Genomic DNA, 23,116 nt, shown 5'->3' with positions numbered 1-23,116 from the left:
CTAGCTCCTCTTAGGCGTTGTTGGCGGTTGCACATCGGCATGGCCCTGTACGCTGACCGGCATGCCATTGACGAGGTAGTCGGGTGGGCTGGCGATAACAGAATCCTGAGAGCTGATCCCGTTTGTGATCTCAATCGTGTTGCCAAAGTCTCGACCAATAACCACCTTCCGGAGTTCGACCGTGTTCTTTGCAGTCACGACAGCGACCTGCGGACCGGCGGACTGGAAGAGGAGGCTACCGGAGGGAACGATGAGAGAACGTGTCGGGGAGGCAAGTTTGAAGTGGACCTGTCCATAGGCACCGGGTAGCAGCTTACCGCCCGGATTGGGCACATCGACTTCAACCATCAGGGTGCGAGTGGCTGGATCGATAGCGTGATTGTTGCGCGCCACCTGGCCATCGAACGTCTGGTTTGGAAGCTCCGTGAGCTGTACGCTGACGTGCATCCCTGTGGCGATCTGCTGACTATAGGCCTCAGGAACAGAGACGAAGATACGCATCACATCGATTTTGGCGAGACGGAAGAGTTCAGCTCCGGTACCACTGTTGCCGGCGTTGATGAGGTCGCCGATGTCGGTGCGCCGTTCGGTCACCACGCCGGCGAAGGGGGCCGTGACGCGCTCGTAGCTCTGCTGCTCCTCGAGCTGCTTCACGTCCGCAGCAGCGGATACGGCGGCAGCTTGCTGCGAGGTCAGGTTCTGGTTGTTCTGATCGACCTCCTGCTGAGCGACCGAGTTAGACTTGATCAAGTCCTGATAGCGCTTGGCCGTCACACCGGCTAACGTGAGATTGGCTTGCGATTGATTGAGCGTTGCACGTGCGCGTATGAGCTGCTGGTCCACATCGGGAGAATCGATTCGAGCGAGAACCTCGCCGTCGCTGACGTGCTGACCGATATCCGCAAACCAGTGCGCGACATAGCCACTAGTGCGAGCATAGATTGGTGCCTCGGAAAACGCTTGCAGCGTCGCCGGCAGAACCAGTTCATCGCTCGGGTCGCCGGCCTGCGGGTGCAGCACGCTCACGGGCTCAGCGGCCGATGCCTGCGTGCTCGCAGCCAGCGCGCTCTGGATGCGTGATTTGCTGAGTAACGTAAACAGTCCAAAGATACAGAGCGCCAAGGGGATCGTAAGGAACCAAAGCAGACGGGAGGGGGTGCCGGACGGCCCGAACCCCGGAACCGAGGCACCGATCTCCGGAGTTGAAGGCTGCTCTGGCGAGTATTTTAAGGCATCTTTATGCAACATGGGGTTCCTCCGAATTGGTTTTGTGTCCGGTGGCCCGTGAGCGGACGATAGTGAAGACCGTGGGCACAAAGAAGAGTGTGGCAATCGTGGCAAACAGAAGTCCGCCGATAACAGCACGGCCAAGCGGCGCATTTTGCTCGCCTCCCTCACCCAGACCCAGGGCCATGGGCACCATTCCGATGATCATGGCCGTCGCCGTCATGATGACCGGGCGCAGCCGCGTAGCTCCGGCTTCGAGAGAGGAGCGGAAGGCATCTCTCGTATCGGCGAAGCGTTCATTCGCAAAGGTGATCACCAGAACGCTGTTCGCGGTGGCAACGCCTATGCTCATGATCGCGCCCATCAATGCAGGAACGCTGAGCGGTGTATGCGTCAAAAAGAGTATCCAGCAGATACCAGCCAATGCTCCCGGCAGGGCGGTAATGATGATGAAGGCCTCGCTCCACGATTGGAAGTTGACGACAAGAAGGAAATAGACCAACGCGATGGCAAATGCGAGGCCGATGTAAAGTCCGGTGAACGAAGACCGCATCGTGGAGACCTGTCCGCGAATCACCAGGTGACTACCGCTGGGGAGATGTTTCTGCGCCGCATCCGTAATTGTGGTGACCTGAGAAGCGACCTTGCCAAGATCCATCCCCTGCACGCTGGCATAGATATCAATCACAGGCTGCACATTGTAGTGACTGGCAACCGCAGGCTCCTGCATGCGGCTCATCGTGGTGAGATTCTCGAAGAGTTGCGCACCGGACGGAGAGGACCCATACGAAGAAGAGGACGAGGTAACAGGAATCGTTCTTATGTCGTCCAGCGAGGCGATTTTATACTGCGGAGTCTGCACGGCGATGCTGTAAGAGACGCCATTCTTCGGATTGAGCCAGAGATTCGGTGCGGTCTGAAAGCTCGAACTGAGAGAGACCAGCAAGCTGCTGGAGACGTCCCGGGTCGTGAGTCCGACCTGCTGAGCACGGACTCGATCCAGATCGAACTGCAGCCGCGGCTGATCGAACTGCTGCTGGATGTGAACGTCGACCGCACCGGGAATGTTCCGCATGTTCGCGGCAATCTGCGAGGCAGCCGCGAAGTCTCCTGCAGTGTCACGGCCGACAATCTGAACATCCAGCGGAGCGGGAAGGCCGAAGTTGAGTGTCTGGGCCACAATGTCCGCAGGCTCGAAGAAGAACGAGGTCCCGGGAAACTCCTTCGGAAGCTCTTGGCGAAGCCGAGCGACATAATCCGCAGTAGGATGATGCTTCGCCTGAAGAGAACCGAGAATCTCCGCATCAGCGTTGCCGATCGTACCGCTATTGCTGTACGAGAGATTGATGCCGCTGGTAGGCAGTCCGATGTTGTCGAGAATGCCGCTCAGTTCGGAAGCAGGGATTTTATTGCGTATGGATTGTTCTATCTGATCGACCAGGCGAGCGGTCTCTTCGATGCGGGTGCCGGTCTTAGCGCGAACATGCAGCCGAAACTGACCTGCGTCTACCGTCGGAAAGAAATCGTTGCCCAAGCTCGGCAGCAGAAGAAGACTCGCAGCGCAAAAGACAAGAAAGCACGTGGCAAAGAGAAGACGACGATCTAGGCAGAGCTGCAGGATGCCGGAATAGCCGTGCTGCAACCTTTGGAATGCCTGCTCAAAACGGCGGTGCAGCCGCGCGAACCAGCCCCCCTGCTGCTCAGCGTCCGTTCGGCGATGGCGCTCTACCTCGTTGCGCAGAAGGAACAGCACTAAGGTTGGGATGATGGTACGTGAAAAGAAGTACGAGGCAAGTAGCGCGAAGACCACAGCTTCAGCCAGAGGTACAAAGAGATAACGTGGAACGCCCGATAGGAAGAACATGGGCACAAAGACGATGCTGATGCAAATCGTGGAGACAAACGCGGGAACAGCGATCTGTTGCGCGCCGTCAAGAATGGCTTGGCGAAGATTCTTCCCAAGCCCCAGCTGGCGCTCAATGTTTTCGATCTCTACAGTGGCATCGTCGACGAGGATGCCAACTGCGAGTGCGAGGCCACCCAAAGTCATGATGTTGATGGTCTCGCCCAGTGCGCCGAGGATCAGTACTGAAGTGAGGATGGAGAGAGGGATGGAGACACAGATAATAAGCGTGCTTCGCCAGCTTCCGAGGAACACCAGGATGAGAATCGAGGTAAGCGCGCCGGCGATGAGGCCCTCGCGAAGTACGCCAACGAGCGACGCACGCACGAATAGGGACTGGTCAAGAAGGGTTCGCATGACGAGCTGCGAGGGCAGAGTGGCGGCAATTTTAGGTAGAGCGGCACGCACCGCCGAGACGATGGAGAGTGTGGACGCGTTGCCTGATTTTTGAATACTGAGGAGCACGCCGCGCTGCCCATCCTGACGCACAATGTTCTGTTGCACCGCATAACCATCACGGACATGCGCGACATCATGGATGTAGACCGTGGCCCCGTTCACAGTTTTGACGGGTATATTGTTCAACTCTTCGACAGAGACCGGTGTGCCGTTAAGCCCGACGTTGTATTCGGTAGGGCCAATCTTAGCGGTGCCTGACGGCAAGATAACATTTTGCGCATTGACTGCGTTCACCACATCCGTAGCGGAAAGCCCCTTAGCCGTGAGCTGTTGGGAATCGATGTCGACCATGATCTGACGTACCTTGCCGCCATACGGGATTGGCACGGCGGCCCCTGGGACCGTGGCGAGCTGAGGACGGATAAAGTTGACTCCAAGATCGTTGAGCTGCTGTTCCGATAGACCTTTGCCGCTAAGGCCAAGCTGCAGGATAGGAACGGTCGACGCGTCATAGCGAATGACCAGCGGTGGAGTGATGCCTGGCGGTAGAAGCTTCACTATAGACTGTGCCTCGGCGATCACTTCGGCGATGGCTCCATCAACGTTGGCCCGCGGCTGCAGGTAGACCTTGACGATCGAGACCCCATTGAGAGACTGTGATTCGATGTGCTCGATGTTGTCGACAGTGGTCGTAAGTGCCCGCTCGTAGATAGAAGTGATGCGAGTCTCCATTTCGGACGGAACCAGACCTGTATAGGTCCAGATGATGCTGACCACGGGTACATTGATCGCTGGAAAGATGTCGACCGGCGTGCGCAAGATCATCACCGGTGCCATCAGGAACAGCAGCAGCGCAAGAACGACGAACGTGTATGGGCGCGAGAGCGCGACGCGTACGATCCACATAGAAGACCTCAAAACTGATGCGATGGATCCAGCCGTGTGATCCACGCTGGTTCATGCTCTGCCTGAGAACAAATCTATGGATTTGAAAGCGCCGTCGAAACGCCAGACTAGGCGTAAAAGACCTAACTCATTCGGGTGTATCAGCTAGTGCAGATGGATGATGCCGCGGCGTAACGCAATAGTTACAGCTTCAGTGCGGTCATTGACGCCGAGTTTCATCAGGATGCTCTTGACGTGCATCTTTACAGTATCTTCGGCGATGGAAAGCTCCGCGCCGATCTCTTTATTCCGCTTGCCTCGGGCGATCTCTTTCAGCACCTCCAGCTCTCTCGGAGTAAGCTTCTCCGAGGCGAGATGATCGACCAATTTAGCGGCGATCGCTGAAGGAACATGCCGCTTGCCGGCGTGCACAGCACGAATTGCTTCGAGGAGTTCCTCCCGCACCATGCCCTTCACCACATAACCTTTTGCCCCCGCGGCCAATGCCCGTTCAACATCGACATCTCCTTCAAACGAAGTGAGAACAATGGTGCGAGCGGACGGTGAGAAAGCAAGAATGTCCCGGATCAGTTCGAATCCAGTGGTGTCGCGAAGGCGAAGATCGACCAGTGTCACATCTGGATTGAACTCACGAAACATCTTCAGCGCCTCTGCGCCGGATTCTGCGCCCCCCACAATCTCCATATCCGGCTGCAATGCCACAATACGGGTCAGCCCTTCGCGGACGATGGGATGATCGTCGACACAGAGAACTCGAATTCGCCGCCCTTTACTCATCTCCGTTCACTTCCTCAACAGCCTGCTTTCTCGTCCCCCATCGCGCTCTGAACCTGGCCCACAGACCTGATTTCGTGTCGAACCCAGCATATGCCATGCTTGCGGGCACGCTGAGTTTCACATGAGTTCCGCCATGCATCTTGGACTCAATCGTGAGCATGGAGGCAATCCTTGCAGCACGCTCTCGCATGCCTCTCAACCCGAAGTGACCAGGAACGCCCGATTCCATGATGGTGCGGCTAATGCCTTGTCCTTCATCATCGATGATCAGGCAAAAACGGCTCGAGGCATAATGGATACTGACCCGAACAGTGCCCTGCGTATGTTGCAATGCATTTCGCAATGCCTCTCGTCCGATCTGAGTGATCTCTTCGCCAATCCCAGCCCGCACCGGGAGTTGCTCTCCATGGGTTCTATATTGGACAGCGCTCCGTCGCTCTTCGGGAAATGCCGCAGCAGCAAGACTAAGCGCCTGGAGTATGTCTCGCTGCGTAAACGTCGTCACACGGAGAGTAGTGAGTGCGCCCCGTCCATGCGTCAACGCAGATTTAGAAAGTTGAAGCGCCCGTTTCAGCGTCGGTTTGCCCGGCGCCCCCGGCGGAGTCAGTTCATCGGCAATCTCGAGTTGCAGGCTGATCCCCATGAGTTCTTGCAATAGATTGTCGTGCAGATCCTGCGCGACACGCGTCCGCTCGCCCAGCCTCTCCTCAAAACGAAGCCGAAGCCTATCTGCAGCAGCCCGAACCCTGAGTCGAAATACAAGTACCCCCGCCAGGATCAACGCCAGAACGCAAAGCCCCAGAAACCACTTCGTCTGATAGACAGCAGGAGCCAGCTTGAATGCAACCCCGCTGGGTGTCTCGTTCCAGATACCATCCTCATTCGCCGCCATCACTTCAAAGCGGTAATTCCCCGGCGGCAGGTTCGTATAGGTGGCAAAACGCCGGGTTGAAGCTTGGCTCCACCGCGGATCGAAACCAAGCATACGGTATCGAAATGTCACTTTCCGGGGATCCGTCAAACTCAAGCCGGAATAGTTGATCTCGATGCGGTGTGTGCGAGGCGGAAGAGTAATTGAACTCCTCAGATCGACGTCAGCATCATCAGCCGTCAGTTGAAGGACGTGGACCGGTGGAGGAAGAAGATTCTTGCGAAGATGCGCGGGGTCGATCGTGGCCAGGCCTTCTGATGTGGTAAACCAAATTCGACCGTTGGGTGCCATCGCGACAGGGGTGCTGCCACGCAGCTCTGGATTTGCTTTCAGACCGTCACCATCGTCGTAGAAGTCATAAGGAACGAGGAAATGCGTGTCAGTCGCCGCATGGCGCAGGTCCTCGATCCGCATGGAGGCAATGCCTATGTTGTAGCCAACCCACAGCCTGCCAGCCGGCGTCGGCATAGCCCAAAGCACCCGCTCGCCCGGCAAGCCATTCTTCTTCGACCATGAAATGAACCGGTCCCCGGTAAAGAGAGCGAGCCCCCGCTCGAATGCGATCCATACGCTGCCATCGTTGCCGGCAGAGATAGAGTGGAGCATACCTCCCGGCAGTCTGTCCGCCTCGGTGAACGTCCTGAATCCAGCTCCGTCGTAGAGCACGATCTCACCGGCCGTGAGTCCGAGCCACACTCCCCCGCGAGAGTCTGCAACCATCGCCGAGACACTCTTGTTACTTAATGCTGGGTCGATGATTCGGCTTGCAGTTTGCCCGTCCCGCCAGCGGTACAGGCCCTTATCCTGATCGTAGAACCAAAGCTCTCCAGAGGAGCCTTGAAAGAGAACCGTAATGTGGTTGACCTTGACTCCCAGCGGCACGAGACTAACTTTACCGTTCTTGAGCTGCGAGAGTCCAAGCGAGGTTGCGAAAAGGAGAGCGCCGTCGCTGGCGCGCGCAAGCGAGAAGATGCTCCCACGCAAGCTCGTCTCACAGTGCGTCGCGGTCACTCTGTCCAGGCCGAGGTTGGACCCGGCAAAGATACCAGCCGGCGTCGAAACGAGAGAACTTATGTCGTTGCTAAGAATACCGGTTCGTCGCGTGACCATTGAGATCTTGTCATCGCGCAGACGATTCAGGCCATTTTGCGTCGCGATCCAGAGATTGTGTTCGCGGTCCTCAAAAATGTCCCAAACCGAGTCATTAGAAAGCCCGTCACGAGCAGTGAGCCGATCGACCTCCGAGGGTACGTCTGACGATCCATTGGATCTTCTCGGAATGCGGAGGACGCCACCCTCCTTCGTCGCGATCCAAACGTTCCCGTCATGGTCGCGTATCGCCGTCCGAATCTGGTTCTGACCCAGATCGGCGCGTTGAAGAATCGCTGAAGTATTCCCGAAGCCCGCGCATGCAAGGCACCCAGAAATCTGGTCCTTTGAAGAACGTTCTGTAGTCTCCAGGTCTCTCGATTTGAGTTCCATACTGCGGGTGTCAAAGCGGAGGAGATGATCTGAGATCTTCACCTCAATCGATGAGTCTGCATTCTCACGTAGGGCAACGATCGGCATGTCGAGCATGACGACCTTCATGGAGCGCCCCTCCATTCGGACTAGGCTTCCATTTTCAGTGCCGATCCACATCGCACCAGTGCGGTCGACCTTGAGCGCCTGTACCCTGCCAAACGCAATATCTCCGGTCTCCGAGAGCGGTACCTGAACGAAGTGAAGGCCATCGAAACGGACAAGGCCGTCGGAGGTGCCAAGCCAAAGGAAACCATCCCGGGTCTGGGCGACAGCATAGATAGCGGTCGAGGGTAACCCGTCGCGATGCCCCCACTGCGTGAGCGAATATTGCGTGATCTTTTGTTCGGGATTGAGTGCTGCAGCTGTGCGTTCGGCGATGTGCATTGGGACACACAGACAGACAAGTACGCAGAATGACCGCCATGCCTTCACGTATTTATTCTATGGGCACTGTATGAGTCTCATATTTGGCATGCGATTTCAATCCTCTTTGATCAGCGACAATTGAAATTCACCGGAGGGCGGTCGCTCCCGAGCTGTTGACCAAGGTCGATAGCTCCGCGGCTCCTATGTCTTGAGTTCCGCCAGCCAACGCAAGGCGCGCAGCCCAGGGAGGAAGCCGTACTCGCCACCTCGTGTGACCACAAATTGAGGCAAATTTTGCAGCCGCGTCCGTAGAGGTCGCTTGGGAATATCAAAGACTCCGGTTCCTTCCTGAGCTCCCGCAACTGGATCTTTTCCGGAGGCTCCTGCGAAAAACGTGCTGTCGTTCATCCATTCCGATTGCACAAATTCGAACTGGCGGCCCAGGTGGGCTCCCACGAACGCGAACATCAATCCCCGCTCCACTCCGTCATCTTCCAGAACGCCCTGCGGTAACGAAGGGCCATACGAAGTTCCGCGCCGGATCATGCGATGGATGCGAACTACCCCAGCAACATCCGCATCGCGGGGATTCATACGGCGAATGTGCGAGCCGCAGGGTGTCTTATAACCAACAGCATCATCCTGCTTGAACAAGAAGGCGTTGTTGCGTCCTGAGTCGGCTCCGAGTGCGGGATCGTCGTGCAGCGGACACAAAGCCAACGGAGCTCCACTGCGCCAGCGGCCCATCATCTTTGCTGCCAGCAACTCCTCGGCTTCAGGGCTGGAGGCATTCTCCCTAAGATATCGGCGAAAGGCGGCGACACGCTGATGAAGCTTGCGAAAGACAACATAGCTTCCGTTGCGCCCCAGGATCTCGGGCTGCGGTATCGGAGGCATATCTGCCATCTCATCGGGATACCCGAGTACGAACTCCCCAGCCTTGAGCGGCGACTCGTTGGGATTGCTGCCGGGAACACCCGTGCCCTCGATCGCAGGATGTCCAATGCCGTCCCTGAATCCGAAAGCTTCCTTCTCATCGGGACGAACATGGCAGTCCTGGCGCCAGATCGCAGTGACTCCCCGCAACTCCCGATATGTCTTCCGCGCGCGTTCCATGGCAGCCTCAAGACGTTCCGCGTCTGGCGCAATGGCAGTGAGCACAACATGGACCTCTGGTGACCCAAGCGGCTTTTCCCAGTTCTCGGGACCGCTTTCACCCCTGTCGCCAAGGAATTTGGCACGCGCCGCCATTCCCTGCTGGAATTGCGGGGAAAAGCTGTCGAGTGAGGCTTGCGGGACACCTAAAGCCTTGAGGCCCTGAAAGGTAAGGGCGACGCTCACCCAGGTATCACCGGCGGGGCTTACGGGGTGAGCAGCCGAGGATACGACACTGCTCAACCTCAGCATCAGCTCGCGACCCGCCTTACGTTCGTCGATACGAAACAACACATATGTAGCTGCATATGGCGTAGGCCGCGGACGTAGCACTCCGCTCTGAATGTCATCGAGTTCAAGAATCGTGGAAGCCATCAAGTCTTCTCTCTTTCCAGCACCTAGAAACTGATCGAACCAGAAAACTGCACGGAGTACCCTTGGAACGTAGAACGATCCGCAAATTCCTTGAAGTATTTAAGCCCCACAGCCGATTTCTGCTTCGGAAAAGTCGAGTTCACAGCGAACCCGAGGGCGTTGACGGCGTAGCGCTCCTTTGTTGCTGCTTCAGAGATCGAGGGCCCTGTCGTGGCGGTTATCTGCCGCTGTTCATATCCGACCAGACCGACCTGGAGTTGAAAAGATTGAGAGCGCCGAATCAAGCCCATCATCGAGTAGTCAAGATCAAATGTCTCTCCCGGATTGATGCCAGTAACTTGCTGGGTATTATGGAACTCATACATTTCGAACACAGACAGCACGAGGCGCCTCTCCTTCAAAAAGAACGTCTGCCCTGAAGACACCGTGTGCGTCCAGTAGCCAGAACCAACGTTGCTGTTTCCTCCTGCGACGAAGCGGCCGGTGGGAGCAAGAAAACCATAGATCGCGCGGATCGCAACCCGTTCGCGATTCCAACCCAGGACGAACGGCATGTAGTATGAGTCGGCGAATCCCCCACCGCCACTTATATTCCCCTGGATGTCCGAAGTGAGATTGTTCTTGGCAAACGGGAGAGTGGCTACTGCGGAGAAATTGGCTCCGCCAGCAATCTTCTTCTTACTTACCCAGGCCAATGTATTCATGTCCATGAGGACATAGTTCTCTCCTCTAACCGTGAGCGTATTACCGACATTATCCTTTGCGTGATCGCGCGAGTAGAACAAGAGTTGATTGACATAGGTAAAACCAGCTTGGGGGGTGACACCGGAATTCGTTGCACTCATGCCGAGCGGGTAGACGCCACGATTTTGGGCTTGAGTTCTCATACTGAGGATCAACACGCAGACCACGACAAGGATCCGGGGCCTGGATAGGGCAATGTGCGTCATTTGGTCGCGAGGTTCTTCCAGAAGCGCTCCAGGCTCTCGTCACCACCGAACAACGTGGTGAAGATTGTGGAATCTGCCAGCAATATGTCACCAGCTCGTTCGCCGTTCGGAGGCATCCAGAGGAACATGTTGAACTCGCTGTTCCCGGCTTCGACAAAAGGATGAGGCTTGGACATATCGATCGGTTGCTGTGCCAGCACCCGAATAATCCCAGGATCTTCCGTAGTCACGGCATAATGCGGCAGATGCATGTGAAAGACGAACGTCCTGACATCGGTGAGCCAGCCGCGCGTATCCAGATCACCGGCGATTGAGAGCGGAACGGTTTGCGTGGTTCCGGGAACCGTGGCCGGCCGCAGGCCGTACCGATTTTCAACCGGCACGCCAAGTCCCTTCATCAGAGATCGTGTGTACTTGCCAAAGCGTTGCTGTCGCGGAACGAGCGGATCACCGTGGTGAGCATACTCCAGTTGCCGCTCCTTCATATTCGGTGAGACGCCGACGTCATGGTGAGGACCAAGTATCAGGCAGGTTCCCTCGCGAGTAAGAAAGCTCCGCAACGCTTCGATCTCTTCAGGAGACGCCTCTTGCTCGGTGACCATATGATCGAGGCCAAATACCATGAGCGTGTCTGTGTCGGCGAGGATACGTTCGTCGATCGGTAATCTTTGCCCGGCCTGATCGATCCGCTGGTACACGGCCACGGGCTGACCAGTCACTTCGCCGACGCACGTCTGGAAGCTCACAAGCGACAGGTGGAAGAGTTCCAGCGTTCCTGCGATGCCCTGTAAAAACATCCGTTCCGAATACTCAATCGACTCAAACTTCGGCCACCCCACACGGCGAATCTCAGTCATCGTCGAGAAGCGATTATCCAGTTCCGTAACGTCGCGATTTGCCTCCCACGGATAGCTCCAGGTCCAATAAACACTGAACCGGCGCTTTCCCTGTACGTACTTCCGTGGAACGTGGAGTTGGTTATAAGTTCGACCGGAACGCGTTGCTTCGCTCATGTGTCATCTCCCTGGATTCATCAAAGAATCCATCAAACATGTGCTTCGCTTTCTCGAGAAACCAGCCGGCGCAATCCGTCAAACGCCGCATACTTGTAGGCATAGCTGTAGGTCGGCGTGTTCATGGACATGTTCGCGATGGTATTCATCGTCCCGCCGCAGCGAATAACCATCTGACCGATGCCAACGATCTCTGACGCAAGATCACAGATGCAGTGGACGCCTACCAATTTGCGATCGCCCTTCAAAAAGATCAGCTTCAGGAGTCCGCCGCGTCCGGCAATGGCGCCGCGAGGGGTAAGAGCGAGGTTTGCACGGCCAACCTCATAGTCGAGTCCTCTTTCACGGCACTGCTCCTCAGTGAGGCCTGCTCCAGAGACCTCCGGCATGCCGTAGACTGCGGAGACCGGACAAGGATCGACAATGCCTTCGAATGGAATCCCGAAGGCATGACAGATCGCCACTCGCCCTTGCTCCATCGCGATCGAAGCCAGCGTCGGTCCCAGGACATCGCCAGCGGCATAGATACCTTCGGCAGAGGTACGAAACTTCTCATCCACGAGGATTTGTCCACGGGAATCCAGAGCAATGCCGACAGTCTCAAGTCCCAGGCCTTCTGTATTCGCAACACGGCCTGCAGCGAAGAGTACCGTGTCCGGAAAAAGCCTCTCCTCGTTGGAAAGTTTTACCTCCAGCCCATCGCCCTTTGCTCGTATGCTCTCCGGCATCGAACCGAAAAAGATTGTGACGCACCACTTCCTGAAAAGCTCTTCCATGCAATCCGAGAGCTCACGATCCATCATGTTCATCAAGCGCGTTCCGCGATCGACCAGCGTCACTTTTGCTCCCAATGCATGACAGATGGTCGCAAATTCCACGCCGACCGGACCGCCTCCAACAATGACGATGTCCTTCGGCACCCGGCCGCGGTCCATGATCGTGTCCGTATCGCAGACCCCTGGTATGTCGAACGAGAGATTCGTCGGACGAAACGGTCGAGAGCCCGTCGCGATCAGGATCACCTTTGCGTGCAGCTTGCGCTTGCTCCCATCATGCGCAGTGACCGTGACTCTGCCATCTTTATCGATCCGGGCTGAGCCCTCAATGTAATCGACGTCATTCTTTGCGATGTTTTCCGCCGTCACTTTTTGAAGCAGATCGCAGACGCTGCCCGTTCGTTTGCGGATGATGTCGGTGGCGATCTCCGGCGGTGTCGAGATCCGAACGCCGTATACGTCGCCTTCCGATAACCCAGAGAAATAGAGAGCCGCTTCGCGAAGCGTCTTCGTTGGCGCACCGCCGGTGGTCGTCACCGTTCCACCAGGACGGGCCCTCTCGATGACCGCCGAGCGGTGGCCAAAGAATGACGCTAATTCGGTCGCACTCTCCCCCGCCGGACCCGCTCCGATGGCGACAAGGTCGTAGGCATCCGTCACGGAAAACTCCTATTGCATCTGATCGAGCATTTGCCCTAAAGCCTTCTTTACTTTGAGTGCTTTCTTGATCTCGTCAGCGGTGACAAATGGATACTCGCCATATTCCAAAAAGCTCGGGCAGTGGTGATCGCGCACAAACTTGATGAATGCCGGAATGTTTGTCTTCCAATCCTCGGGAAACCCTTCGAGGTTCTCAAACGAAGTTGACACGCCGGACTGGGTGAACAGGGCTACAGCGTCATCCGTGTACTTGTCAAAGTCAGTGTCAAAGATCCCCTGATACATGAAGTACTTCTCATTGCCTATGTCAAAGAGAACCCACTTCAGATAATGGAGCTTCAGGGGCGCCAGGAAAAAAGGGTCACCTTGTATCGCCTTTTCGATCGTGTCTCCAAAGGCTCGCATTGCGGCTTCCCTGCCCGGTTTGAGCTTCGCGATGATCGTGAAGCCGTAACACGCAGGTGTTCTGGGAAAGATCGGGCCATAGTTTCCCTGTTCGTATTTGAAGTATCCCTCTTTCGGGATCGCCATAGCCTGTGGTTTTTCCCAATCGTTCTCTGCGCCTGGCGCACCTGCCATCACTTCGCTCATTATCTCGTCTCCTTGAAATCGTTCTTGTTACGACTTCCTGGGCCCCGGCGACCGCAGCGCGCGAGCAATAAACACCCGTACACGCTGCCCCGTAGTGATGTGGTGGTGATGCTCTTATCGAATCTTCATGGCAATTTCAGACTTTCGGTATGCCGATTCTTACGAACACCAGCCATAGTTGCGTCTACGCCATTCCCACATTCATGTTTGGGTGAACCATTGTATGGGTATTCAATATCTACCGCAAGTGAGGTGCAACACCTACGGATCGGAGTGCCGATGTTTCCGCTTGCGCCCATGCTGAACCGGGTTCGACACAACTGGTAATTTTGATAGTCACGGCCTACTAAAACAAAGCTAATGCAACCGTAACTCAGAGTGAAGAGGACGCTCTACTCTTTCTGCGACGATCGCCTATCCACATTTGTCGCTTCTCCTGCAGCGCTCGGAGAGTGACTTGGCGATCACGCGCTCGTTGATATAAGCGACCGGGGATAAGCGGAGTTGAAGCCCGTTTGTCGCCACCAATCCGCTAGGATCCTTGCGGAGGTTGCAGATTACGCTGAGCGCAGCTAAATTAGGTGCGAGAGCTGGAACTGTATATGGAAAAAGCCCGTCCCGGTGGAATCTGCCTCTGCATTCATCGACGAGAAGATCAAGGAACTTGGGGACTGGCGCGGGAAGACGCTCGCGAAGGTGCGCGAGATCGTACACGAGGCAGACCCTGAGATCGTCGAAGAGTGGAAGTGGATGGGGACTCCCCTCTGGTCCCACGGCAGCATCGTCTGCACGGAGAGACGTACAAGAACGTCGTCAAGATGACATTCGGCAAGGGAGCTGCGTTGAAGGACCCTTCAGGTCTATTCAACTCCAGCCTTGACGGGAATGTCAGGCGCGCCATCGACATCCACGAAGGCGACAAGGTCGATAAGGCAGTCTTGAAGGATCTCATCCGCGCTGCAGTGGAGCTCAATCTCAAAGGCAAGAGCAAGCCGAAGCCCCGGCGAGCGAGCAGCAAGCGGGCTGACCTAGAACCTATCTCATAAATGGCGGGCAGACCATGCCAGGGTCGGGATGGCCCGCGCAATCACGTCTCCGCAGCTGGCACTTTCAGTTCTTCGGTGGCGATCGGCAGGGTGAAATGGAACGTGGCTCCCCGTCCGTCGTTGGGAGTGGCCCACAAACGTCCAGTATGCGATTCGATAATGGAGCGGCTGATCGCCAGCCCCATGCCGGTACCTTGAGGTTTAGTGGTGAAGAAGGCATTGAAGATCTCCTCGGCTCTTCCGGCCGGCAATCCTACTCCGGTGTCGCTGACTGAGATCAGCACTTGACCGCCCTCGCCTGGTTCCGTCTTGACCGTGAGCACTCCGCCGGCCTCCTTCATCGCCTCGATACCATTGAGCATGAGGTTCATCAGTACCTGCTGCAGTTGCACCCGGTCCGCCGTGATTTTGGGAAGATCGGCGGCAAGGTTTGTACGAATCGAAATGGCATATCGGTTGGCTTCGCCCCGCAGCAGCAGGACCATTTCGCCGATGATTTCGTCCACGTCGACCGATTCTCGCTGTGGAGGAGTCTTCTTATACAACGACCCCAAACGATCGATGATGTTGGCTGCACGCACCCCGTCCTTCACGCTCTCTGCTGTTGCCCGGCGCGCCTCGTCCAGGTCCGGCTGGTCGCGGTTCAACCATCGCAAGCTGGCCTGCGCACAGGTCACGGCCGCGCAAATCGGTTGCTTTAACTCGTGAGAGATTGAGGCCGCCAGTTCTCCGAGTGTGCTGACCCGATTGGTGTGTGCAAGTTCTGCCTGTAGCTCTTCCGCACGCTTGCGATCTTGAATGTCGGTCGCCACTGCACACCACTTCACGATCTTGCCTCGGCTATCGCGCAGAGGCCGGGCGCGGGTCTGGAACCAGCGATAGACTCCGTCCGATCCGCGCCGAAGCCGCGCTTCATAATCCAGCGGTTCGCCAGTCATCTGCGACTTGCGCCATCGTTCGGTGACGCGCTTCAGATCGTCGGGGTGAACCGCCTTCTCCCAAACTGAACCTGAGGCCTGTTCCGAGCTCAAGCCGGTGTATTCAAGCCATCCCCTGTTAAAGAACGTGCGATTGCCATTGGGGTCTTCAACGAAAGCCAGGGCCGGCATGGTTTCTACTGCGTCGCGGAATTTGTTCTCTTGCTCCTGCAACTGGTGAACACGCATTTGATATGCCGCCCAAAGTAACGCGAGGAAAGCGACCGCGCACAGCGCACGGAACCAGTCGGTCTGCCAATACGCCGGGGCGATGGTGAAGTCGAGGGATGCGCCTTGCTCGTTCCACACGCCGCTGTTGTTGCTGGCCATTACGCGAAAGCGATAATTCCTTGGCGGCAGGTTCGAGTACTCCACCCGGCGATCGTTGACGACTTCTCTCCAGTCCTTGTCCTGCCCCTCCAGCTTGAAGCGGAAGCGAACCTTTTCCGGGACGACAAGGCTCAGAGCTGTGTAGTCGATCAACAGATTGCGCACGAGCGGCGGCAGCTTAGGTTTCGAGGAGGACGCATTGCCGGACCAGTTCTGCCAGTAGGTTTTGTCATCGGCGGTGATTTGCTCGATCTGCACCGGCGGCGGCAGTTTGTTGAAGGCAAGGTGGCGCGGCTCGATGACGCTGACGCCATCCGAGGGCAGGAACCACAATCTTCCATCGGTTGATTTGGCGACCTGTGGGTGATAGTTGCCGGGAGCGAAAAGACTCCTTACTCCATCGGAGCTGTCGAAGACTGTGACCCGGATGGGAAAACTTGTATCTTGCGTCTTGTCCACGGCGGCAGCCCAGGCGTCCAACTCGGAACGGGCAATCCGTACCAGTCCGCAGGCCATGTACAACCACACCGAATGGTCATCGTCTTCCATCGCCCAGTGAACCGTATCGCAAGGCAATCCGTTCCTGCTGGTCAGCGTGGCCACACGATTGTTCTTCAACCGGCTTAGCCCGCCTTCGGTCGAGACCCAGAGCGTACCGTCATCGTCGAATCGAAGGTCGCTGACACGGCCCGGACCAAGCCCATCGGCGGCTGTGTACGATGCCAGGACCTTCCCGTCGGAGAGATAGGCGAGGCCGCCCAGAAAGTATCCAATCCATAACCCGCCCTGCCTGCGATCAGCAGCCAGAACGGTGGCATTGTCCTTATGTCCGAAGCCTGACCAAGGAATTTGTCGGACTTCATTTTGCGGTGAGATGCGAAAGAGACCGGCATTCTGAGTGCTCACCCACAGATTCCTGGCATTGTCCTCGGCGATCGAAGGCATATTTCCGCCAGGAACTCCCTTGATGGCAGTAAATCGGCCATCTTCCAGATAGCCTAACTCGCTAGCTGTGGGGATCCAGATACGCCCGCGATCGTCCTGAAAAAGAGACTGCGCGTAAAATCCGTTGAGTTTTCCGTCTACTTTGGTACTGCCGGTGGAAGGAATCATAATCGGCCCGTGATTCCAACGGTTCAATCCGCCATAGGTAGCGAACCAAACGCTTCCATCCTTGTCGGCCAAAACGGACCAGACGAGATTTCTCGACAAGCCTTGTTTCACCGTCAATGTGGCGACGGCAAAGTCACGAAAGCGGTCGAGCCCTTCAACCGTGGATATCCAAATATTGCCTTCACGATCCTCAAAGAGGGTGGAAACGACCTCGCCAGAAAGTCCTTCCGTCGGCGAAAACAGATCCATCCTTCCCTGATGTACGTGCACAAGCCCTTGGTCAAATGTTCCGATCCACAGACCGCCATTTCGATCGCGAAGTATTCTGTCGGCCCGGAACTGACGCGAATGGCCCCCGAGTGAATACGCTTCGGCCTTTCCGTCCACGAATCGGTAGATTCCGCCCTTCCACCCGACCAGAAGTGTGCCGTCAATGTCTTCGCCGATGGCTTGAATACCGTTCAACTCACCGGGCAGCGAATAGAACTTCGGAGGACCAGGCTTCCATCTCCACAGCCCGTCTGTTACTCCCACCCAGAGATTACCCCTGCCGTCCTCATATAAGCCGACCACGGCCCGGCCGAGACGACCATCATCTCCAAAGCAATGGACGCTGCCTTTACGGATTGCGCACAGTCTTCCAACAGGAATCCCCCAGGTGCCAATCCATACCGTGCCCTCGCGATCCTCCAGTAATTTGAAAACATACTGGTTAGCAAGCTCGGGATATTGAGTAAGCTTGCCGTCCTTCCAACTGGCAAGGCCTTTGGCGCCGATCCAAAGCGTCCCATCTCGCGCTGCGAGCAGGCTGAAGATCCTTCCGGCAGGCAGATGCTGATCTCCTGGAGGCTGCCAGGGGACGGCTCGCGCGCCATCAAAGCGAACTAATCCGAACTCTGTGCCCAGCCACAGATAGCCGTCAGGCGTCTGGGCAATTGAGATAATGGTTCCCTTGGTGAAGCCGTCGCGGATCTTCCACGCAGTGTGCGCGTACTGACTTACGTCGAGCGATGGATCCAGCGCGAACGCACAACCGGAGCATGCCAGCAGGATGGCCAGCCAGACGAGCGCTCTCGTGCTCGCGTTTCCCATAAGAGGAGTCCATTTTAGTCCAGTCGTAACTGCTCTATCCGCTCGTCCTAAGAAGTGACAACCGCCGTCGCACGCAGGAGTATGCTGATGCTTACTCCGAACAGGGGATGAGCATGACCCACTGGGGACCGAGTATCTTCCGAGCCTTGCTCGCATTTCTTTTCTCCGTTATCACTGGCCTTCCCTCGATGGCACATGCCCAGACGGAAAGTGCCAGCATCAGCGGTACTGTCACCGATCCCACCGGTGCCGTCGTTCCTCGCGCCACGGTTCGTCTGATTGAAGTGGATCGCGGAACGCAAACCGAAGTGGCCACTGGAAGCGGCGGCTCTTACAACTTCGCCAATGTTCGTCCCGGCGACTACCGGATGGAGGTAGAAAAGACTGGATTCAAGCTGTCCCGCCTGACGGGAGTCACAGTCAATGTTCAGGACAATCTGGAGCAGAACTTCAGACTAGCCGTGGGGGCTGTGTCCGACTCCATCACCATCGAGGCCGGTGCGCTGACTGTGAACACTACCGATGGCACCGTGAGCACCGTGGTGGATCAGCATCTCATCGCCAATCTTCCGCTCAATGGCCGCAGCGTCCAGACGCTGCTCATGCTGACGCCGGGCGCGGTCGTGACAGCCACTGCCTTCGATGACCAGGGCCAATTCAGCGTGAACGGCCAACGCGCCGATGCCAACTACACCACGGTGGATGGGGTCAGCGCCAACTTCGGGGTCACCGGATACGCTCCGCTGGTGCAGACTGCCGGGGGAGCGCTGCCAGCGCTCACCGTCTTAGGTGGCACAAACAGCCTCGTCTCAGTGGACGCCATGCAGGAGTTTCGCGTCCAAACCTCCTCGTTTGCTCCGGAGTACGGACGCACTCCCGGCGGGCAACTCTCGATTGTCACACGCTCCGGAGCGAACGCCTTTCATGGCACCGCTTTCGAGTATTTCCGAAACGACGTTCTGGACGCGAACGACTGGTTTGTAAACTATAACCACCTCGCAAAGCCCGCTGAGCAGCAGAACGACTTCGGCGGAGTCTTCAGCGGGCCAATCATCAAAGACAAGACGTTCTTCTTCTTCTCCTACGAAGGCCTGCGACTGCGCCAGCCATCAACTCTACAAACCTTCGTTCCGGACAATGCGTCGCGGCAGCAAGCTCCACCGGCGATGCAGCCATACCTGAACGCCTACCCGATCCCGAAGAGCGCTGCCCTTAGTAATGGATCGGCGCCATTCAATGCAAGCTACTCCGATCCGTCCTCGCTCAATGCCTACAGCATCCGCGTGGATCAGGTGGTGAACTCGAAACTGAGCTTCTTCGGGCGTTACAACTACTCGCCATCCACCTTGACCCAACGCGCCCCCATTCAAGGGTACGAGCGCAACCTCAGCACCACAGAGTCACTCTCTTCCGCGGTACACACATTCACGCTCGGCCTCAACCTGATTATCACTCCGCGAATCAACAACGAAGTGCGCGCAAATTACAGCAACCATAGGCTTGGCACAAAATTCGCGATGGATGACTTTGGCGGGGCTATGCCGCTCCCCGATTCGGCCTTATTCCCTCTTGGCTTTTCATCCGCAAATGGTCTTTACGCGCTTGAAATCACGGGTGTTGGCGAAATCCTTCAGGGGAAGTTCGCAACCGATGAGCAACGCCAGATCAATCTCATCGACAATCTGTCAGTGACCAAGGGCAGCCATCAACTGAAGTTTGGCGTGGACTATCGCTGGCTCTCTCCGTTCAGCAGTATCTTCTCCTACCGGCAGTTTGTGCAGTTTTCGGGAGTAGCGTGCCCCCCCGCGCCACCCTGCACGGGATACGCTCTTTCAGGAACGGCTCCAGGCGCCACTTCAACAACGGCTGCTGTCGCGGCCTCATTCGCCTATCAACCGGCCGCGCTATTGGTACACAACTTCTCGCTGTATGGTCAGGACACGTGGAAGATCTCCCCACGCCTGACGATGACCTATGGCCTTCGGTGGGACATCAACCCCGCGCTAAAGGGCAAGAACTCGGCCAACGACCCATACACTGTCATTGGCTTGAACGATCCGGCGACGATGACACTGGCGCCTCGCGGCACTACGCTCTATGACACGACCTATGGAAACGTTGCGCCCAGAGTGGGAGTGGCATATCGAGTGGGCGACGAATCGCACTTAGGTTATGTCCTCAGAGCGGGATTCGGAATCTTCTACGATCTGGGCTCTGGCTCGCTCGGAGGAGTCTCCAGCTACTTTCCCTTTGGCGCCACGAAGATCATTCCTTCACCAGCACCATTTCCGCTCAGCGCTGCCAACGCTGCTCCTCCGCCCTTTTCCACCAGTCCTCCTATCGCCACCATTCTTGTGGCCGACCCTAATTTGAAGCTTCCGCGGACGTATGAATGGAATGCCGCCCTTGAGCAGTACCTGGGAAGCAGCCAAACCCTGTCGTTGACGTATGTCGGTGCTATCGGCCGCAACCTGCTGCGGGTTACAAACCTAAGCAATCCCAATCCGGATTTTCAATTTGTCAACGTAACCAGCAATACGGCGACCTCGAATTACAACGCCCTGCAAGTCAAATTCGATCGCCGTCTGTCGAAAGGCTTGCAGGCTTTGGCCTCGTATACGTGGTCCCACTCGATTGACATTGCATCGACCGATGCGTTTGCCAACTACCTCAATACGCCGGGTTTCATCGCCAATCCCAACATCGACCGTGGCGCTTCGGACTTCGACATCCGCCATTCTTTCACTGCCGGTGTCGCGTACGAACTGCCCTCGCCGCAATCCAACAGAGTTCTTCATGCCGCATTCGGCGGATGGTCGCTCGACACCTTCGTGCTGGCCAGATCGACTCCGCCCGTCAACGTGATTGGTGGAATCTTCTTCGCCGCGGGCACAGCTCTTTATCCGCGGCCGAATGTAGTTCCAGGCGTGCCGCTCGTGCTCTATGGCTCGCAGTACCCCGGTGGCAAGATCTTCAACAAGGCCGCTTTCGCCACTCCACCGAATGGCCACCAGGGCGATTTCGGCCGCAATGTGCTGCGTGGCTTCGGAGCTACCCAGGTCGACTTCGCCGTTCAGCGGCAATTTTCATTGACGGAAAAGCTGCGGCTCAACTTCCGCTCTGAGTTCTTCAACATCTTCAACCACCCGAACTTCGGCTTTCCCAACAATAACCTGACCAGCCCCCTGTTCGGCCTCTCGACACAAACGCTGGCGAGCAGCCTTGGCTCCGGCGGCGCAAACGGCGGCTTCAACCCGCTGTACCAAATCGGCGGCCCGCGCTCGATCCAACTCGCGCTCAAGCTTCAGTTCTGATTGCAGCAATCAAAGCACTCGATATGTGCAAGGCTGCCCTGCAACAGTTAACGCTGAAGCGCTATCCGGCATCAACATACGCATGTGTCGTACACGTGATTTAACTGATGAACAGTGGAAGATCCTGACCCATTAATCCCAAAGTCAAAGAAACGACCTGACCGTCGAGGCCGGCCTTGGAAAAGCCGACGTTCCGTCCTGAACGGCATTCTGTGGGTCTTACGGACTGGCGCACCTTGGGCCGACCTCCCCGACCAATACCCCTCGTTCCAGACCTGTCATAGGCGATTTCAGCAATGGGTTCGGTTCGACGTGATGACGCGGATCATGACTGCCCTTGCGCACGAACTCAGTATCCGAGGCGCCATCGATGTCAGTGAAGCATTTATCGACGCGAGTTTCGTGTCCGCTAAAAAAGGGGGCGCAAGGTCGGAAAAACGAAACGCGGCAAGGGAACGAAGATCATGGCGGTTGCAGATCGTAATGGGCTGCCAGTTTCTGTTTGCGCAGAGAGTGCCACTCCCCACGAAGTGAGGCTAGCTATGTGTACCTTGCTACAGATGGTTATTCCCGACGCCCCGCAGAACCTGATCGGCGACAACGCCTACGACTCCGACCGCCTCGACGCAGAACTGAGGTTCTACGGAAATGAACTCATTGCTCCACATCGCCGGAACCGAAGGAATTCGACTCGGGACGGACGTCGGCTGAAGCGATACCGACGAAGGTGGAAAATCGAGAGGCTGTTTGCCTGGTTGCAGAACTTCCGGCGTCTGGTCGTTAGATATGAACGTGACGCCGAGAACTTTCTCGGGATGCTACAACTCGCCGCGTCTCTGATTCTGCTGAGGGCATTTATGAGATGGGTTCTAGTCTCTTGAGTCATAAATAGATTGCATAAACAGAACTTGTGTCCTATCGTGAGTTATGGAATCGCGCCGTGGACGTCCCAAGAAGCATGAACTGGCAGTGAGCCCAGCACAGAGAGTCGAGTTGGAGCGCATCGCGAGACAGTCGCGCAGCGCCAGGTCGGCAGCGTTTCGCGCCCGGATCATTCTGGAGTGTGCCGGAGGAGCGAGTAATGCAGCGGTGGCTGCGAAGTTGCGCACTACCGGTTTCACAGTCGGACTCTGGCGCAACCGTTTCATCGCCGAAGGTGTTGCCGGCTTGGGGGATGAGCCGCGTCCTGGAGCGCCGCGCGAGATCGGTGACGAGAAGATCGAGCGGGTGGTGCGGCTGACCTTGGAGAAGACGCCGAAGGGAGCAACCCACTGGTCCAGCCGTATGCTGGCGTCCAAGACCGGGTTGAGCCAGTCCTCCATCAGCCGCATCTGGCGGGCCTTCGGACTGAAGCCGCATCGCGCCGAAGGTTTTCAGCTATCAAAGATCCCTTGCTGATCGACAAGGTACGGGATATTGTCGGACTGTATCTCGATCCACCCCATCACGCGCTGGTGTTATGCGTCGATGAGAAGTCACAGATCCAGGCTCTGAGCCGTACACAGCCGGTTCTGCCCATGCGGGTGGGGCAGTTGGAGCGACGCACCCACGACTACAAGAGACATGGCGTCACCAGCCTGTTTGCCGCTCTTGATATCGCCACTGGCAGAGTTCTTGGCAAGTGCTATCGACGCCATCGTTCGGTTGAGTTTCTGGATTTCCTGAACAAGATCGATGCTGCTGTTCCGGCG

Annotated in this window: 13 protein-coding genes and 2 pseudogenes; 5 read left to right on the top strand and 10 right to left on the bottom strand. The window is 56.7% G+C overall.

Annotated elements, in window-relative coordinates:
- The 9 genes from Q363_RS21615 to Q363_RS21575 all read right to left on the bottom strand — a co-directional run bounded on the left by Q363_RS21615 (position 1) and on the right by Q363_RS21575 (position 13,553).
- Positions 1-1,248, bottom strand: coding sequence for an efflux RND transporter periplasmic adaptor subunit (locus Q363_RS21615; RefSeq protein WP_051979122.1), 1,248 nt, complete (start codon positions 1,246-1,248; stop codon positions 1-3).
- Entirely contained in the window at positions 1,238-4,435 is a 3,198-nt protein-coding gene (locus Q363_RS21610) for an efflux RND transporter permease subunit (protein ID WP_051979121.1), read from the bottom strand. Before Q363_RS21610 ends, Q363_RS21615 begins: the two co-directional genes overlap by 11 nt.
- A 144-nt stretch (positions 4,436-4,579) precedes the next feature.
- Positions 4,580-5,212, bottom strand: a complete 633-nt coding sequence (locus Q363_RS21605) for a response regulator (protein ID WP_035354654.1) — start codon at positions 5,210-5,212, stop codon at positions 4,580-4,582.
- On the bottom strand, positions 5,205-8,051 hold the full coding sequence (locus Q363_RS21600) for a sensor histidine kinase (RefSeq protein ID WP_035354653.1): 2,847 nt from the start codon (positions 8,049-8,051) through the stop codon (positions 5,205-5,207). Before Q363_RS21600 ends, Q363_RS21605 begins: the two co-directional genes overlap by 8 nt.
- A 183-nt stretch (positions 8,052-8,234) precedes the next feature.
- Positions 8,235-9,563: a Dyp-type peroxidase gene (locus tag Q363_RS21595; RefSeq protein WP_211256281.1), complete on the bottom strand. Its 1,329-nt coding sequence runs from the start codon at positions 9,561-9,563 to the stop codon at positions 8,235-8,237.
- A 23-nt stretch (positions 9,564-9,586) separates the two neighbouring features.
- Positions 9,587-10,513 carry a SphA family protein gene (locus tag Q363_RS21590; RefSeq protein ID WP_245632384.1) on the bottom strand — a complete coding sequence of 309 codons (927 nt, stop codon included), beginning with the start codon at positions 10,511-10,513 and terminating at the stop codon, positions 9,587-9,589.
- Complete coding sequence (locus tag Q363_RS21585; protein WP_035354649.1) at positions 10,510-11,526, bottom strand: hypothetical protein; 1,017 nt, start codon at positions 11,524-11,526, stop codon at positions 10,510-10,512. Before Q363_RS21585 ends, Q363_RS21590 begins: the two co-directional genes overlap by 4 nt.
- Before the next feature lie 32 nt (positions 11,527-11,558).
- The gene (locus Q363_RS21580) at positions 11,559-12,962 is read right to left on the bottom strand and encodes an FAD-dependent oxidoreductase (RefSeq protein WP_035354646.1); all 1,404 of its coding nucleotides are present in this window, start codon (positions 12,960-12,962) and stop codon (positions 11,559-11,561) included.
- A 9-nt stretch (positions 12,963-12,971) separates the two neighbouring features.
- Positions 12,972-13,553: a hypothetical protein gene (locus tag Q363_RS21575; protein ID WP_245632383.1), complete on the bottom strand. Its 582-nt coding sequence runs from the start codon at positions 13,551-13,553 to the stop codon at positions 12,972-12,974.
- Between the two features lie 621 nt (positions 13,554-14,174).
- On the opposite strand from Q363_RS21575, the gene Q363_RS44500 reads away from it, so the two are divergent.
- A complete protein-coding gene (locus Q363_RS44500) occupies positions 14,175-14,375 on the top strand; it encodes a hypothetical protein (RefSeq protein ID WP_245632382.1) in 201 nt (66 codons plus the stop codon).
- Positions 14,372-14,599, top strand: coding sequence for a DUF1801 domain-containing protein (locus tag Q363_RS44495; protein WP_245632381.1), 228 nt, complete (start codon positions 14,372-14,374; stop codon positions 14,597-14,599). The genes Q363_RS44500 and Q363_RS44495 overlap by 4 nt, the downstream gene beginning before the upstream one ends.
- A gap of 41 nt (positions 14,600-14,640) precedes the next feature.
- Here Q363_RS44495 and Q363_RS36510 read toward each other — a convergent pair whose 3' ends face one another.
- The gene (locus tag Q363_RS36510) at positions 14,641-18,111 is read right to left on the bottom strand and encodes a two-component regulator propeller domain-containing protein (protein WP_051979120.1); all 3,471 of its coding nucleotides are present in this window, start codon (positions 18,109-18,111) and stop codon (positions 14,641-14,643) included.
- Between the two features lie 107 nt (positions 18,112-18,218).
- Here Q363_RS36510 and Q363_RS21560 point away from each other — a divergent pair, with 107 nt between their 5' ends.
- From Q363_RS21560 to Q363_RS44490, 3 genes and pseudogenes are all read left to right on the top strand, one after another.
- Positions 18,219-21,425: a TonB-dependent receptor gene (locus Q363_RS21560; RefSeq protein ID WP_051979119.1), complete on the top strand. Its 3,207-nt coding sequence runs from the start codon at positions 18,219-18,221 to the stop codon at positions 21,423-21,425.
- Between the two features lie 82 nt (positions 21,426-21,507).
- Positions 21,508-22,306, top strand: a pseudogene (locus Q363_RS38740) (IS5 family transposase).
- A 46-nt stretch (positions 22,307-22,352) separates the two neighbouring features.
- A pseudogene (locus Q363_RS44490) lies at positions 22,353-23,116 on the top strand (IS630 family transposase); the annotation flags it as partial.

Source organism: Edaphobacter aggregans DSM 19364 (assembly GCF_000745965.1).
GTDB classification, from domain to species: domain Bacteria; phylum Acidobacteriota; class Terriglobia; order Terriglobales; family Acidobacteriaceae; genus Edaphobacter; species Edaphobacter aggregans.
The sequence above is the reverse complement of the archived record's forward strand: the minus strand, read 5'-3'. Positions and strand labels throughout refer to the sequence as shown.

Bases quoted from the DNA above. Each gene is read 5' to 3' on its own strand.
- Q363_RS21600 (WP_035354653.1), bottom strand. From the start codon at position 8,051: ATGCACATCGCCGAACGCACAGCTGCAGCACTCAATCCCGAACAAAAG.
- Q363_RS21560 (WP_051979119.1), top strand. From the start codon at position 18,219: ATGAGCATGACCCACTGGGGACCGAGTATCTTCCGAGCCTTGCTCGCA.
- Q363_RS21605 (WP_035354654.1), bottom strand. From the start codon at position 5,212: ATGAGTAAAGGGCGGCGAATTCGAGTTCTCTGTGTCGACGATCATCCC.
- Q363_RS21585 (WP_035354649.1), bottom strand. From the start codon at position 11,526: ATGAGCGAAGCAACGCGTTCCGGTCGAACTTATAACCAACTCCACGTT.
- Q363_RS44495 (WP_245632381.1), top strand. From the start codon at position 14,372: ATGACATTCGGCAAGGGAGCTGCGTTGAAGGACCCTTCAGGTCTATTC.
- Q363_RS21595 (WP_211256281.1), bottom strand. From the start codon at position 9,563: ATGGCTTCCACGATTCTTGAACTCGATGACATTCAGAGCGGAGTGCTA.
- Q363_RS21590 (WP_245632384.1), bottom strand. From the start codon at position 10,513: ATGACGCACATTGCCCTATCCAGGCCCCGGATCCTTGTCGTGGTCTGC.
- Q363_RS21610 (WP_051979121.1), bottom strand. From the start codon at position 4,435: ATGTGGATCGTACGCGTCGCGCTCTCGCGCCCATACACGTTCGTCGTT.
- Q363_RS21575 (WP_245632383.1), bottom strand. From the start codon at position 13,553: ATGAGCGAAGTGATGGCAGGTGCGCCAGGCGCAGAGAACGATTGGGAA.
- Q363_RS36510 (WP_051979120.1), bottom strand. From the start codon at position 18,111: ATGGGAAACGCGAGCACGAGAGCGCTCGTCTGGCTGGCCATCCTGCTG.
- Q363_RS21615 (WP_051979122.1), bottom strand. From the start codon at position 1,248: ATGTTGCATAAAGATGCCTTAAAATACTCGCCAGAGCAGCCTTCAACT.